Annotated in this window: 12 protein-coding genes and 1 pseudogene; 4 read left to right on the forward strand and 9 right to left on the reverse strand. The window is 47.4% G+C overall.

Translation table 11 applies throughout. The annotated features are described in order from the left end of the window. The first annotated feature begins 72 nt into the window (after positions 1-72). Positions 73-1,017 (forward strand): 2-hydroxyacid dehydrogenase, encoded by a 945-nt coding sequence (locus tag H3S82_RS03100; RefSeq protein WP_198232818.1) that lies wholly within the window; start codon positions 73-75, stop codon positions 1,015-1,017. Between the two features lie 439 nt (positions 1,018-1,456). Here H3S82_RS03100 and moaA read toward each other — a convergent pair whose 3' ends face one another. The 7 genes and pseudogenes from moaA to H3S82_RS11330 all read right to left on the reverse strand — a co-directional run bounded on the left by moaA (position 1,457) and on the right by H3S82_RS11330 (position 12,898). After that, positions 1,457-2,464 (reverse strand): GTP 3',8-cyclase MoaA, encoded by a 1,008-nt coding sequence (gene moaA, locus H3S82_RS03105; protein WP_198232819.1) that lies wholly within the window; start codon positions 2,462-2,464, stop codon positions 1,457-1,459. A gap of 12 nt (positions 2,465-2,476) precedes the next feature. After that, positions 2,477-3,418 carry a peptidylprolyl isomerase gene (locus tag H3S82_RS03110; RefSeq protein WP_210326712.1) on the reverse strand — a complete coding sequence of 314 codons (942 nt, stop codon included), beginning with the start codon at positions 3,416-3,418 and terminating at the stop codon, positions 2,477-2,479. Positions 3,419-3,444: 26 nt separating this feature from the next. Continuing rightward, on the reverse strand, positions 3,445-4,167 hold the full coding sequence (gene narI / locus H3S82_RS03115; RefSeq protein WP_077970234.1) for a respiratory nitrate reductase subunit gamma: 723 nt from the start codon (positions 4,165-4,167) through the stop codon (positions 3,445-3,447). A gap of 13 nt (positions 4,168-4,180) precedes the next feature. Next, entirely contained in the window at positions 4,181-4,879 is a 699-nt protein-coding gene (gene narJ, locus H3S82_RS03120; RefSeq protein ID WP_198232820.1) for a nitrate reductase molybdenum cofactor assembly chaperone, read from the reverse strand. Next, a complete protein-coding gene (gene narH, locus H3S82_RS03125) occupies positions 4,879-6,417 on the reverse strand; it encodes a nitrate reductase subunit beta (RefSeq protein ID WP_198232821.1) in 1,539 nt (512 codons plus the stop codon). Before narH ends, narJ begins: the two co-directional genes overlap by 1 nt. Beyond that, a complete protein-coding gene (locus tag H3S82_RS03130) occupies positions 6,414-10,160 on the reverse strand; it encodes a nitrate reductase subunit alpha (RefSeq protein WP_198232822.1) in 3,747 nt (1,248 codons plus the stop codon). The genes narH and H3S82_RS03130 overlap by 4 nt, the downstream gene beginning before the upstream one ends. A 24-nt stretch (positions 10,161-10,184) precedes the next feature. Further along, positions 10,185-12,898: pseudogene (locus H3S82_RS11330) on the reverse strand (nitrate/nitrite transporter). A 207-nt stretch (positions 12,899-13,105) separates the two neighbouring features. On the opposite strand from H3S82_RS11330, the gene H3S82_RS03145 reads away from it, so the two are divergent. The 3 genes from H3S82_RS03145 to msrA all read left to right on the forward strand — a co-directional run bounded on the left by H3S82_RS03145 (position 13,106) and on the right by msrA (position 14,920). Further along, positions 13,106-13,807: a cyclic nucleotide-binding domain-containing protein gene (locus H3S82_RS03145; RefSeq protein ID WP_198232825.1), complete on the forward strand. Its 702-nt coding sequence runs from the start codon at positions 13,106-13,108 to the stop codon at positions 13,805-13,807. Between the two features lie 128 nt (positions 13,808-13,935). Continuing rightward, positions 13,936-14,274: a hypothetical protein gene (locus H3S82_RS03150; protein WP_198232826.1), complete on the forward strand. Its 339-nt coding sequence runs from the start codon at positions 13,936-13,938 to the stop codon at positions 14,272-14,274. After that, positions 14,267-14,920, forward strand: coding sequence for a peptide-methionine (S)-S-oxide reductase MsrA (gene msrA, locus H3S82_RS03155; RefSeq protein WP_198232827.1), 654 nt, complete (start codon positions 14,267-14,269; stop codon positions 14,918-14,920). The genes H3S82_RS03150 and msrA overlap by 8 nt, the downstream gene beginning before the upstream one ends. A 280-nt stretch (positions 14,921-15,200) precedes the next feature. Here msrA and H3S82_RS03160 read toward each other — a convergent pair whose 3' ends face one another. Both H3S82_RS03160 and H3S82_RS03165 read right to left on the reverse strand, forming a co-directional pair. Then, positions 15,201-15,404 carry a SlyX family protein gene (locus H3S82_RS03160; protein ID WP_370541271.1) on the reverse strand — a complete coding sequence of 68 codons (204 nt, stop codon included), beginning with the start codon at positions 15,402-15,404 and terminating at the stop codon, positions 15,201-15,203. Further along, on the reverse strand, positions 15,404-15,826 hold the full coding sequence (locus H3S82_RS03165; protein ID WP_078038999.1) for a group III truncated hemoglobin: 423 nt from the start codon (positions 15,824-15,826) through the stop codon (positions 15,404-15,406). Before H3S82_RS03165 ends, H3S82_RS03160 begins: the two co-directional genes overlap by 1 nt. Position 15,827 lies beyond the last annotated feature (1 nt).

A 15,827-nucleotide genomic window follows, 5' to 3' on the forward strand; every position in this document is an offset into this window, starting at 1 on the left:
AGACATTACAGTTTTTCATTCATTAATATCTTTCCTTGAAAAATATTTTAATAAAACCAGAGGGAGAATAATGTGAAACAGGATATATTGGTACTAAGTCCGCTTGAAGAGCGTCAAATGAAAGACATCGACAAGCGCTATCACTTGTTGCGCGCGGATCTTGCAAAAGATAGAGCCGATTTTATTGATAAAAATGCACAAAATTGTCGAGCAGTCATCAGCTCAGGCAATATTGTTTTTGACAAAAATCTGATTTCAAAATTGCCTCAGGTCGGGCTTGTCGCCTGTGTAACGGCGGGGTTTGATCAGGTTAATCTCAAGGATTTGAAAGAGCATAAAATCCATTTAACCAATACGCCGGATGTATTAACCGATGACGTTGCCGATGTCGCATTGATGTTGATGCTTGCCGCCCGTCGCAGGCTTGTTTTTGGCGATCATTATGTGCGTTCCGGCGAGTGGGCCAAGAAAGGCCCGATGCCGCTCACAGAAACGACTGCCGGAAAACGCGCCGGTGTCGTCGGTCTCGGGCGGATTGGACACGCTATTGCCAAGCGGTTTGAAAGTTGCGGGCTCACAATCGGTTATTACGGACGCCATAAAAAACCGGATGTCGCTTATCAGTTTTTCCCCTCGCTTGTCGAACTTGCCAAGTGGTCGGATATTCTGGTTGTTGCAGTAACCGGCGGCAAGGAAACTGAAAAGCTCATCTCCAAAGAGGTGATTGCAGCACTTGGAAACCGCGGTTCCCTTATCAATATCTCTCGCGGCACGGTTATCGACGAAGACGCCATGATTAAAGCCTTGCAAAGCAAAGAATTGGAAACGGCCGGTCTTGATGTCTATCTTAACGAGCCGAATATCAATCCGGCATTCTATAAGCTCGAGAATGTGGTTCTCTATCCCCACCATGGCAGTGGTACTGTTGAAACACGCGACAGAATGTCCGATCTTGTGGTGGAAAATATCGACGCCTTTTTTGCCGACAAACCCTTGCCTTCAGAAGTTAAACTTTGAGGTTGAATTTCTGTCGGGGAAGAGAAAAACGGTCTCTTGGCGGTTAGTTTAGGAATGCTTTTAAAAAAGCGCATTCTTTACGAAATTTATCACCGAAAAAGTTGGTAAACGGGAATATAAGCACTGTAGCCCGATACAGTGCTTATTTTATTTGATGGGAAGATTGATTGAACAAGTTTTTTGCCTGTTTAAAGCCGCTGGAAAGAGGTTTTGAAACTTTCCTGTTTGATCAGATAAAAGACAAAAAAATCTGGTTTGATCGTCTAGCTCACACCGCAGAGGATGCGCTTGAAAACGGGCGCTGGTAATTTTGACCATCACCAAGAAAACGAACGAATTTTAGAGTTCGTGCCCGACGACCAATTCCGGTTACAAATAACGATGTTTTCCGTACTGTTTAAGCGGCTCTGTCAGCTTTTATGTCGCAGGTGAACTGCAATCAACCGCCGAGCTCCGACATGTGACGGCTTAATCCACAAATGCCATCTTTTTCGATTGAAAATTCATGCCCCTTCGGCTTGCTGTCAATTGCTTTCAGGATAAGTTCTGTCAGTTTTTCATCACTTTCCGAGCTTCTGATAGCTTCACGCAATTCGACCATGCCGGATTGCCCCATGCAAGGATAAAATTTACCGGTCGAACCGATGCGCACACGATTGCACGAAGCACAGAAATCGCATGAAAGCGGGGTAATGAAACCAAGTCTACCCCCTGTTTCCTTGACTGTTACATAACGGGCAGGGCCGCCTGAACAATGGGCATCCGGAACCAATGTCCAGCGTTGTTCAAGACTTTTACGCAAAGCGCCGAGTGACAGGAATGTTTCATAACGGTCATGACCGGTATAGCCCATAGGCATTTCTTCAATAACTGTAAGATCCATACCGCGCCCGTGGGCAAAACGGATGAGATCGTCAACTTCACCGAGAAAGCCGCCACGCATGGCAACAGCGTTCAATTTAACTTTCAATCCGGCTTTTTGTGCCGCGTCAATGCCGGCAAGCACATGGGCAATGTCACCGCGACGGGTCAATTGGTGATAGCGGACAGGGTCAAGTGTATCAAGAGAGACGTTGACACGTTTGACACCATTTTGAACAAGTGCCTCGGCATAACGGGCAAGCAATGTTCCATTGGTTGTCAACGTTAATTCTTCAAGACCATGTCCGAGATGCTTCCCCAGCATTTCAAACAATACCATAATGTTGCGCCGTACCAGTGGTTCACCACCGGTAAGACGGATTTTTGTGACACCAAGATCAATCATCCGGCTTGCAACGCGGTAGAGTTCTTCGATTGTCAGAAGCTCTTTTTTGGGTAAAAACACCATTTCTTCCGCCATGCAGTAAACACAGCGTAAATCACAACGATCGGTTACAGAAAGTCGCAGATAGCTGATCTTCCTGCCAAAAGGATCAACTAACTTTGATTCTGGTGTTTTTTGCACTCTCTAAACTCCTTACTGGACAAGAGGTCCCTCACCGGATTTCAAATCAATACCCGTGATATGGGATTTTCCGGCCAAAATTGCTATATATTGTTGAACAGCTTTTGACCAGCTTGACGCCTCGAGCCAGGCAGCAATTTTTTCTTTTACCAATTCCAGCGGAAGAATTTCTCCCGGGATAATCTGGTTTATTTCGACAATATGATAACCATAACGGCTCTCGATTGGTTGCATCAATAGCCCCGTTTTTTTTGCCTTTTTCAAAGCATTTTCAAATTCCGGCACAGTCGACCCGCGTGTTATCTGACCAAGATTGCCACCTTGAGCTGCTGAAGGGCAGGAAGAAATATCTTTCGCAATTGTGGCAAAGTTTTGCGGATTTTTTTTCACCTGTTCCAAAATGGCATAAGCTTTCTCTCGTGCTTGATCGAAAGCTTTTTTGTCTTTCGGATTGGAGCTAACAAGAATGTGTCTGACTTGCCAGATCGTTTCGGTTGAAAAGCGTGACGGATCACGATCATAAAAAGCTTTGCAATCTTCTTCACTTGCTTCAGGTGTTTTTATTTCACTCTCGAGAAGGGCAGAGATTGCCGCATCAAGCTTTGTTTGCTGGCCACTGTCTTCTCCCGCGTTATCTTCACCAGCACTCTCTTCCCGTGCACTGTCTTCATTATCGGGAACAAGATTTTTGTCTTTTGCTTCCTGCCACAAAAGTTCACGGATAACCAATGAACGCGCAGCTTCAAGAAGCGCTTCACCCGGCGTTGGAGCCGGATGATTTTGTGCTTCTTGCAGAATATCGACTTCGGGAATGACAACGCCATTGACGCTCACCTCTTTGAATAGCGGCTTGGCTTTTGGCGGAATTCTCGTGTCGATTTCCTGCTTTGTGGGGGAGGGGGGAACCACTATTTTTTTTAATCCCGAATGTTCGACTTTTACCGTTGTCGCCATAGACAATTACTCCTTTATCCGCAGTTTTACTCCGTTACTTCTCTACGGATGTGAACGGGCAGGCGGTCTTTTTTACGAACAACCTGATATCCCGTGCGCCAGATATAACGCACCGGCGCACTCAGCATATGAACGAGACGTGTAAACGGGAACAAAAGCAAAATGGTAAGACCGAGGAAAAGGTGCAGTTTGAATACAAAAGCCACATCGGTGATATAGCTTGAAGCTGCAAGGTTGAAGGTGAATATTCCCTGTGCCCAGTCCATCAGCTTGACCATTTCATGACCGTCGAGATGCTGCATCGAAAAAGGTATGGTTGCAAGGCCGAGGAAAAGCTGTGCCCACAACAGAAGAATAATCAATGTATCTGTTGTGCTTGACGTTGCCCTGACCCGCGGGTCGAACAACCGCCGGTGGGCAAGCATTGTTGCGCCGATAATGGCCATGGCTCCGGCAATGCCACCGGCTGTCATGGCAACAACCTGTTTGAAGCTATGGCTGACGCCCAAGGCATCCCAAACAGCAATAGGTGTGAGAAGCCCGACAAAATGGCCTAGAAAAATAAACAACACACCGACATGGAAAAGAACAGAACCCCACATCAATTGTTTACGACGCAACAACTGGCTGGAACTTGCCCGCCATGTATAAGGCTCGCGGTCATAACGGACAATCGAGCCAAGTGCCAGAACAGTCAAAGCGATATAGGGATAGACCCCGAATATGAGTGTATGGAAAAAGTGCAACATTGTCTCTCTATCCTTAAATTTGCGTAGAAGCATCGCGGTGCTGGGCGCGGATGCGACGTTGTAACCGGTCGGGCCCGCAATCATTTTCACCCTGGTTGCCACCGAAAGTAATGGCTTCCTCTTCCCAGATACGGTCGAGAGCCTCAAGGTCATTCGGGTCATCTTCTTTACGGCTGACGATTTCGGCTGTTAGTGCCTCGTCGGCTCGTTTACCAGACAGGCTTTCGAGTGCCACGAATGCAGCAGCATAAACCGACCCGCGTTTTTGCAATCTTTGCCGGATTGCGGAAATGATGTGCAAGGTTTCGCCGAGAAGATGGCGTGCTTCCTCGTCACTTCTTGTTGACAGAAATTCCAGAAACATCGGCAGATAATCCGGCATTTCGTGAGCATCGATTTCAAAACCGGCTTGGTCATACATGTCCTTGAGGTCGACCATAGCCTGTCCGCGATCGCGGTTTTCACCGTAAACATGTTCAAAAAGATGGAGCGACAAAGACCGCGTTCTGTCAAAAAGCAAAACGTAGTCTTCCTGTACTTCATAAATGTCGCGATCGGAAATTGCCGAGACCAGACTTTTTAGCCCGACAATTTCTGCCGCATCAAGATCGGAAAGCTGATCGAGCGTTGCTCTGATGAGGTTTCCCGATTGCTGCAATTCTTCTTCCGGATAGCTTAAAAGTAAGGAAATGATTTTGAGATCGGAATTCATTACGCGCTCTCCTTCAATAAGTCAGTCGGTGTTGTGACGACTTTCTTGCCCTTTGAACCGAAAAGATCACCCTTTGAATTGCCGCCCGAACATCCGTTGCCGAATGAAAAGCCGCAAGACCCACGCAGATCATAGGCATCTTCACTCACTTCACGATGTGATGTCGGAATGACAAAACGGTCTTCATAATTGGCGATCGCCATGACCTGATACATGTGTTCGATCATTTCAGGTGTCAGGCCGACTTTTTCCGCATATTCCGGACGATATTCACCATCGACAGATTTGGCACGCATATAAGCGCGCATGGCAAGCATACGTTCAAGTGCCGAAACAACCGGTGCTTCTTTTCCGGCAGTCAACAAATTGGCAAGGTAACGCACGGGGATGCGCAACGAGCGGACATTGGGAATGAAATCGTCCATTTCAAGCTTGCCGGCTTCGGCAGCCGATTGCAGCGGCGAAAGCGGCGGAATATACCAGACCATCGGCAAAGTGCGATATTCAGGGTGAAGCGGAAAAGCTACTTTCCATTTCATTGCCATTTGATAGACAGGCGAATGTTGGGCAGCTTCAATCCACTCGTCACTGACACCGTCTTTACGTGCCTGTTCGATAACAGCAGGGTCATTCGGATCAAGGAAAATCTTCAATTGTTCCTCATAAAGATCCTGTTCGCCTTCTGTAGCGGCAGCATCGGAAATCTTGTCGGCATCATAAAGCATCACACCAAGATAACGGATACGCCCGACACAAGTTTCCGAACAAACTGTCGGCATACCGCTTTCAATGCGCGGATAGCAGAAAATGCATTTTTCCGATTTTCCCGAAGACCAGTTGAAATAGATCTTCTTATACGGACAGCCGGAAACACACATACGCCAGCCGCGGCATTTTTCCTGATCAATGAGAACGATGCCGTCATCCTCGCGCTTATAAATTGCACCTGAAGGGCAAACGGCCACGCAGGCAGGGTTAAGGCAATGTTCGCAAAGACGCGGCAAATACATCATGAATGTATTTTCAAATTCGCCGTAAATTTCTTTTTCGACATTGGCAAAATTGTAATCTTCGGAGCGCTTGGAAAATTCGCCACCAAGGACATCTTCCCAATTCGGCCCCCATTTGATTTTATCCATGCGCTCGCCGGTAATCTTGGAACGCGGACGGGCAACCGGCATGGTTTTTGACTCTTTTGCCGTTTGCAAATGCTCATAGTCGAAATCGAACGGTTCGTAATAATCGTCAATCTCCGGCAGATCGGGATTGGCAAAAATTTTGGAAAGAACACGCCACTTTGCGCCCATGCGCGGACGTATTTTGCCATTCGATTTTCTTATCCAGCCGCCATTCCAGCGTTTCTGGTTTTCCCAATCTTTGGGAAAACCGATGCCGGGTTTGGTCTCGACATTGTTGAACCAGGCGTATTCGACGCCTTCACGGTTCGTCCAGACATTTTTGCAGGTGACAGAGCAGGTATGGCAACCGATACATTTATCGAGGTTTAAAACCATACCTATTTGCGCGCGAACCTTCATTCTGCGGCCTCCTTCATTGCCGAATTTGCTTCACCATCCATCCAATCGACATGGTCAAGTTTGCGTACCACCACAAACTCGTCGCGATTGGCGCCGACAGTGCCGTAATAATTGAAACCGTATGATTGTTGGACATAGCCGCCGATCATATGGGTCGGTTTGGTAATAACGCGAGTCACCGAGTTATGGATCCCTCCGCGTTGTTTGGTTAAAGGCGAGCCCGGAACATTTACGATTTTTTCCTGGGCGTGATACATGAAGACCGTTCCGTCTTTCATGCGCTGTGAAACGATGACACGGGCAACAAGCGAGCCATTGGCATTGAAAGCTTCCACCCAGTCATTATCGACAATACCGGCCTTTCGAGCATCATTTTCAGAAATCCAGACAACCGGTCCGCCTCTGTTCAAAGTCAACATCAACAGATTGTCGGAATAGGTCGAATGGATGCCCCATTTCTGGTGCGGGGTTATGAAGTTCAAAATCAGATGCGGCTTGTCACCGGCCTTGGCTTCGATTGCTGTTGTCACCGTTTTGGTGTCAATCGGCGGGCGATAAACGCAGAAACCTTCGCCAAAGGCACGCATCCACAAATGATCCTGATAAAGTTGCTGACGACCGGTGATAGTGCGCCACGGGATCAATTCGTGCACATTGGTATAGCCGGCATTATAACAGACTTTTTCTGATTCAAGACCGGACCACGTGGGTGACGAAATGATTTTACGCGGCTGGGCAACAATGTCGCGATAACGGATCTTCTCGTCTTCCTTGGGCAAAGCCAGATGCGTGTGGTCACGTCCCGTATGTTCACCCAAAGCTTCCCATGCCTTGACAGCAACTTCGCCATTGGTTTCCGGTGCGAGAGTCAAAATGACTTCGGTTGCATCAATATCGGTTGCAATGCTTGGCATGCCTTTTGTGGCACCCTCATCTTCAACAACGCCATTGATACGGCCGACGAGATCGACTTCCTCTTCGGTTTTCCAGTTGATACCTTTGCCACCATTGCCGACTTTTTTCATCAAAGGACCAAGGGCGGTAAAACGCTTGTAGATGTTCGGATAGTCGCGTTCGACCACTGCAATGGCCGGCATAGTTTTGCCGGGAATGGGTTCGATTTCGCCCTTTTTCCAATCCTTGACATCGAATGGCTGACCAAGCTCGCCTGCGGTATCGTGCTGGCTCGGAGACAAAACGACATCTTTTTCAACGCCCAGAACCTCCTTAGACACTTCGGAAAATTTCTCGGCAAGGCCCTTGAAAATATCCCAGTCGCATCTTGCTTCCCAAGCCGGATCGACTGCGCTTGAAAGCGGGTGGATGAAGGGATGCATGTCCGACGTGTTAAGGTCGTTCTTTTCGTACCATGTTGCAGTGGGCAACACGATATCGGAATAGACACAGGTTGTAGACATACGGAAATCGAGTGTTACGAGAAGATCAAGTTTGCCTTCCGGCGCTTCGTCATGCCAGACGGCTTCTTTGGTCTCGACCCGTCCCTGATCTCCCAAATCCTTGCCCAAAACGCCATTGGCAGTGCCAAGGAAGTGTTTAAGGAAATATTCGTGTCCTTTACCTGACGAACCGAGAATGTTCGAGCGCCAGACAAACATGTTGCGTGGCCAGTTGACCGGATCATCCGGATCTTCGCACGACATTTGCAGGCTGCCCGATTTCAGACCGTCAACGATATAATCTTTCGGGTCTTTACCGGCAGCTTCCGCTTCTCTCACAAGGTTGATCGGATTTGCTTTCAATTGCGGTGCCGACGGCAACCATCCCATGCGTTCGGCACGGATGTTATAGTCAATCAATGCACCATCCCACGGCCCTTCGGGAGCGGTTGGCGACAACAATTCGCTCACTTTCACAGTTTCATAGCGCCATTGATCGGTATGGGCATAGAAAAACGACGTGCCGTTCATTTGGCGTGGTGGGCGCGACCAGTCAAGACCGAAAGCAAGTGGAGCCCAACCGGTTTGCGGGCGCAATTTTTCTTGTCCGACATAGTGGCTCCAGCCACCACCGGATTGGCCGATACAACCGCACATAACGAGCATATTGATAATGCCGCGATAGTTCATATCCATATGGTACCAGTGATTGATACCCGCACCGAGAATAACCATCGAGCGACCTTTGGTCTTTTCGGCATTGCGGGCAAATTCCCGAGCAACTGTTATGATTTTGTCGCGCGAAACGCCCGTGATCTTTTCTGCCCATGCGGGAGTATAAGGAATATTTTCATCATAGGAACTTGCACAGTTTTTGTCTTTGAAACCGCGTTCCAAGCCGTAATTGGCAACAAACAGGTCAAAAACGGTAGCGACGACAACCTCGCCTTCCGGCAATTTCAATTTGCGGGCAGGGACTTTGCGCGTCAAAACACTATTATGATCGGTGCCGTCATCGAAACTGTGTTCGCGACTTGCGAAATAGGGAAAATCGACATCGGCAACGGCGTCATGCTCGCCTTCAAGCATGAAGCTCATTTCCAATGTGACCTCACGACCCTTGCCATCTTTCGATTCTAGGTTCCATTTGCCTTTTTCACCCCAACGGAAACCGGAAGAGCCGAGCGGTGCAACATATTCACCGCTTTTCATATCAACGGCGACAGTTTTCCATTCGGGATTATTGGTTTCACCGAGCTTATCGGCAAAGTCGGAGGCACGCAGCAACCGGTCAGGAATGAAGTGGCCATTTCTGTTCACCAGTCTGACGAGCATCGGCATATCTGTGTAGCGCTGGCAATAATCTTCAAAATATTCAGCCTGACGCTCCAGATGGAATTCGCGCAAAATAACGTGACCGAGCGCCATGGCAAGTGCTGCGTCGGTTCCTTGCTTGGGATGAAGCCAGAGATCGGCAAACTTGCTTGCTTCCGAATAATCGGGTGAAACAACCACCGATTTTGTGCCTTTATAGCGGGCTTCCGAATAAAAATGAGCGTCCGGTGTGCGGGTTTGCGGCACGTTGGAGCCCCAAAGCATAAGGAAACCGGCATTATACCAGTCGGCAGATTCAGGCACATCTGTCTGTTCGCCCCATGTCATTGGAGACGCAGGCGGCAAATCGCAATACCAGTCATAGAAAGACATGCATACACCGCCGAGAAGTGACAGGTAACGCGAACCGGAAGCATAGGAGACCATGGACATTGCCGGAATCGGCGAAAACCCGATAATCCGGTCGGGACCATATTTCTTGATTGTGTAAGAATTGGCAGCAGCGATAATCTCGTTGACTTCGTCCCACGTAGAGCGAACAAAGCCACCAAGCCCGCGCACCTTCTGGTATTCGGACCGTTTTTCAGGATTTTCCTGAATTGCAGCCCATGCACCGACCGGTGTTTTTACCACGCGTTCCTTGCGCCACAATTTGATAAGACGCGCGCGGATAAGCGGATATTTTACACGGTTTGCCGAATACATATACCAGCTATAGCTTGCGCCTCGCGGACAGCCACGTGGTTCATGGTTGGGCAGATCAGGGCGGGTACGCGGATAATCGGTCTGCTGGGTTTCCCAAGTGACAATACCACCCTTGACATAGATTTTCCACGAGCACGAACCGGTGCAATTAACACCATGCGTCGAGCGCACGATTTTGTCATATTGCCAGCGTTTGCGATAAGCGTCTTCCCATGAACGGTTTTCATCGGTTGTAACACCATGTCCATGAGAAAACGGTTGTTTTTTTCGTGCCAGAAAATTCAGGCGGTCGAGTAGTAGACTCATCAATGGTCTCCTTAACTTACAGCGTTATTTTTGTGTCCGACGACCTTCGACATGGAGGATTGCTCCGTTACGGATGTAACAGAACCATGTGATGGCGAGGCAAATAACGTAAAAAATCATAAATCCCCAAAGTGCGGCTTGCGGGCCACCCGTTGCATCTTTGGATAGTGCAAAACTTACGGGTATAAGAAAGAAGGCATAGGCAGCAATGGCGGCGGTAAAGCCGGTGATTGCAGCCGATTCACGGTCGCTTTGATGGCGCTTTTGTTCTTCCGTGGCATTTGGCATGGTTTTGTCGATAACACGGCTCATAATAACCGGTATCATCTGGAAGGTTGAAGCATTGCCGACACCGGTTGCAAAGAACAAAACCATGAACGCAGCAAAGAAATCGGGGAAAGCAACGGCGCTACCGGGATTTGCAACAAAATAAAGCGCGGCTCCCAGAGCAAGCATCATCAGGATAAATGCCCAGAAGGTTACACGACCACCGCCGATTTTATCGCTTACGCCACCAAAACCCGCACGTGCAAGTGCCGAAATCAGTGGTCCCAAGAATACATAGTTCACCACATTTACATCCGGAAAGGTCAACCGCATTAGAAGTGGAAATGCAGCAGAAAAACCGATGAACGAGCCAAAAGTTCCCATATAAAGAATACACATCAGCCAGTTATCTTTACGTTTGAAAATAATGGCCTGATCGGAAAATGAAGCCTTGGCATCGGCAATGTCGTTCATTCCGAACCAGCAGCATATGGCTGATAAAGCAATGAAGGGGACGAAAACAAAGGCACCGTTTTGTAGCCAGAGCTCGGAAGTGTGACCATTCGCTTCTGTTACAGTGAGCGGGTGGCCGCCTAACCAGCCGAAAGCGTTGGTGGCAATAACAAGCGGTACAACAAATTGCACAACCGACACACCGAGATTGCCTAAACCGGCATTAAGGCCGCTGGCTTTGCCTTTTTCGGCTTTCGGGTAGAAAAACGAGATATTCGACATGGAAGAAGAAAAGTTTCCGCCACCGAAGCCGCACAACAATGCAAGAAGCGCCATCACCCAATAAGGGGTATTGACGTCCTGCACAGCAAAACCGATTCCGAGTGCCGGTATCAACAATGAGGCGGTTGTCAGTGCCGTCCAGCGGCGGCCACCGAATATCGGCACCATGAAGGAATAGAAAATACGCAATGTTGCTCCGGAAAGACCCGGCAAAGCGGTAAGCCAGAACAATTGTGTCGAGCTGAATTTGAAACCGGCACGCGGCAATTCAGCCACAACCACCGACCAAACCTGCCAAACAGCAAACGCAAGAAGCAGAGCCGGAATAGACAACCAGAGATTCTTGTTGGCAATTTTGCGCCCGTAATTATTCCAGAAACTGCTATCTTCGGGATTCCATTCGGTTAATACATAACCTTTATTAATTTGATTGGACATGCGAATTACTCCTGAAATTCAGGCGTTTTTTGCCCGAGCTCTACCAATTTGCGGTGGTTCATCATAAGGATTGAAACATGCATCCAGATGAGTGCCGCGAGTGAAATGACAAATAAAATCATGAAGCAGGTTGAATAGATTCCGGTGATGTCGAGGACTTCACCGAAGAGAATGGGCAGGATAAATCCGCCAAGTCCGCCCATCATACCGACGAGGCCGCCAACGGCACCGACGCTTTTCGGGTAATAAACAGGAATATGCTTATAAACAGCCGCTTTCCCGAGAGCCATGAAGAAGCCGAGTATGGCAACGACAATCGCAAAACCGACAAGGCTGATAGCAAATGTGAAGGTGAATGGACCTTTCGCCGTTTCAACCGTGTATTGTGTCGGAGGATAGGAGAGGATGAAACATGTAATGGTACACATTGTCAGTGTCCAATACATGACACGACGTGCGCCATATTTATCGGAAAGATAACCGCCATAGGCACGGAAGAGCGATGCAGGTATCGAATAGAGTGCTGCGATAACGCCGGCAAGCCACAGGTCGATTGAATAAACATCCTGCAAATAGTGCGGCAACCATGTTGCCAAAGCGATATATCCACCGAATACGAAGAAGTAATAGAAGGAAAAACGCCACACTTGCAGTTTCTTCAAAGGAGCCAGTTCAAGCAAAGCACTTTGCGGTTTTCTGCCAGAACGGCGTTGTTCGACGAGCACAGGATCATCGGACGTAAAGAGCCAGAAGATCACAGCCGTGATAACGAGCACAAGTGCCCAGATATAGGCCACACCTTCCCAGCTTCCCCACCAGCTCATCACCCATGGCGCACCAAGCTTGGTGACGGCTGCACCAACATTGCCAGCACCGAAAATACCCAGTGCCAGACCCTGTCTTTTGGCGCTGAACCAGCGCGAAACATAGGCAACGCCCACAGAAAATGTGCCGCCGGCAATGCCAATCCCGAGAGCCGCTATCAACATCCATGTGTAGGTGTGGGCAAAAGTGAGAAGAAATGTCGATAAGGCCGAAGCCAGCATCGATAAGACAAAAATAATGCGTCCACCGATCTGTTCGGTCCAGATGCCAAGTGGAATACGCACAAGTGAACCGGTGAGTACGGGGGTCGCTATGAGGAGTCCGAGTTCCGACTGGCTCAAGCCCAATTTTTTCTGTATCGCAATGCCGATAATTGAAAAAATTGTCCATACCGCAAAACACACGGTAAAGGCCAGAGAGCTCAGCCATAAGGCCTCTGACGAGCCTTTGATCGGGGTGTCAGTTTGTTCCATTTTTACCACCAGATAAATTCTTCCTTTTTGTTGAGGGGGTATGTAGTAATGAGTGAAATAGGGCACCTTGATCAAAATCAAATGAGTTTTATTTAAAATAAAAGAAAAGCTTATTTTAAAATAATGATGATCACGTCTTGAAATATTTATCGACTACACTTGATAGATGTTAAGAACAAAATGAAATATGTTAATTAGAGGAACGAAATGAGATCAGAAGATCGGTTAAAAATTCAAAATCTCGATATTTTTTCGCAAGCGAGCGAGAAAACATTCGATTCTTTAATCGGCCCGGGTTTTTTCCAACGTTTTCCTCCGGGGGTGGTTCTCGTCAATGAAAACACGATGCAGGATTTTCTCTATATATTGGTCGATGGTCAGGTCGAGATGTATGCGACCAGCCATGGGCGTGTAACAATTCTCGATATTATCCAGCCGGTAAGTCTCTTCATTCTCGCAGCAATTTTGAATGATGATGTTTGCCTTCAGTCAGCCCGCACACTAACCGAAGCAGAAGTTCTGATGATTCCGTCAGCCCGTTTCAGGGAGGCAATCGACAATGATACTGCTTTTATGCATGCGGTTGTTCGCGAACTTTCGCGTCGCTATCGTACGACCATCAAGGAATTGAAAAATCAGAAATTGAGAAATGGCAGTGAACGGCTGGCAAACTGGATTTTGGCTGAAGCCGATACGCAGGTCGAGGCCAATTATATCGATATTCCGTTCGAGAAAAAACTTCTTGCCTATAAACTCGGCATGACTCCTGAAAATCTTTCACGGGCATTTGCAACCATTGCAAAACATGGTGTCAATGTCGACGGATCACGAATAGTCTTTACCGACAGACAAAAATTTATCGACTTTGCCCACCCTGACAAGCTTATCGACAAACGGGAGCCTGTCTGATTATAACTGACCTCATGATGAGAACCGGATTTGCCATGTTCTACGGCTTTTAATAGTATGCTGTTTTTGTTCGCCTGAATAAAAACTTTCGTTTGAATGAAAGCCATTGTCAGTCAAGGATTGTTTCTGTGCGTTTAATGCGTCGATTGTTTCGTTTTGTGTCGTTTATATTTCTGGTGATAACGATTATAGCGCTTGTTATCGACGCAGCCCGTTCAGTCGGTGCATCAGAAATTGTGTTTACGCCGGCCCGGTCTGCACTGATGTTTATATTTAGTTTGAGCGCACAGGAATTTGATAACGTTATTGCGCATCTTTCAACTCCATATCTATCTATAGCTGCTAGAATGATCACTCTTTGTCCAACATGGATCATTTCGGGAGCTTTTGCGTTGGTGTTTTATAGTGTTGGATATGATCGTGAGGCCGTTTTGGAAAAGACAGGTTTTGGTGAAGAAAATGTTTGATATTTTGTCGCTTTCGGAAAAACTCACTATGCCGAAAAAAGAAAATGCACTTGTCGGCAGAAGTGAACCAATCGAAACCTCGGAAAAACATTTCGTCAACGGCCACAATCTGAAAGGCCCTTATCCTGAAAATATTCACCATATTATTGTTGCAATGGGCTGTTTCTGGGGCGTTGAACGGCTGTTCTGGAAAATGCCGGGCGTTTATGTGACGGCTGCCGGTTACACCGGTGGCTTCACACCAAACCCGACTTATGAAGAAGTTTGTACGGGTAAAACCGGTCATACAGAAGCGGTACTCGTCGTCTATGACCCGAAGATACTGCCTCTCAATGAAATATTGAAAACTTTCTGGGAACAGCATGATCCCACGCAAGGTATGCGACAGGGGAACGACATCGGCAATAATTACCGTTCGGCTCTCTATCTTTCCAATGAACATGATCTGGAAATTGCAAAAAAAAGCAAAGCGCAATTTGAAAAAGCACTGCAATCGAAGGGATTGGGGCCGATTACAACCGAAATTGCGTTAGAAGGGCTGTTCTATTTTGCCGAAGGTTATCACCAGCAATATCTCGCAAAAAACCCTAATGGCTATTGTGGACTAAAGGGAACCGGTGTTTCTTGCCCCGTTCCACGAGGCTGATTGTGCATAACCTATCGGAGCAATTCATGAATTTATCGGTTTTTGGAATATAGGACGCCGGGATATTGGCAATATATGTCCTGATATTTTCCGGTCAAAAATAGCAGGCGAAAGCTCTGTTCTAATTTTTGGCAAATAACCTGATTATTCTGAACCATATTAAAAACTAAATTCACGCCAATAAAAACGTGACGGCGAATATTTAATATGGTCGGGATAAACGCGCTGTTTCCAGATTTTTCAGTATCAATATTTTTCGAGCAAGAACTGTTGAACAATTTCACCAATGCGGTGGTCGGGTGACAGGAATGTCAGGCTGGCTTTGTTCTTCAAGTTCCAGAAAGCGTTTGGTTAGTGCTTTTAATTTTTTATCCATAAGGTCGATTGTTTTCCATTGTTCGGCGAGAACAGTAGAAAGCTCGTCGACAAGTCGCTCTTGTTCGGCAAGTTTGATTTCGACCTCGGTAAGACGATCTTTTTCAATCACAATGCGTGATCCTTATTTCTGATATAGCGTTCGCCGGGTTGTAAAAGAACCTTATTGTTGAAGGCAAGGCCCAACTCGAGACTGTGGGCGATCTGGGTTGCTTTTTTCATGAACAATTCGGCATCTACCCTCACGCAAAGTTCTTCAACAGTATTTTTGAAAATTTCGAGCCAATGGTCGAAATGCGCAGCATCAATCGGTAAAACGACATGCTTGGGCATAGGGCGTCCGTTATAACGGTTGGTATGCAACATGACCGAAGACCAGAAGGCGAACATATTTTGTAAATGGGGCTCCCAATCGTGAATATGCTCTTCAAAAATAGGACCCAACATATAATCTTTTCTGATCCGCGCGTAAAATGTGCGCACAACGGCTTCAATCAATGTTTCATCTACTGCTATCGGTTCTTGTGCCATA

This window comes from Bartonella sp. M0192 (genome assembly GCF_016102305.1).
Lineage (GTDB): Bacteria > Pseudomonadota > Alphaproteobacteria > Rhizobiales > Rhizobiaceae > Bartonella > Bartonella apihabitans.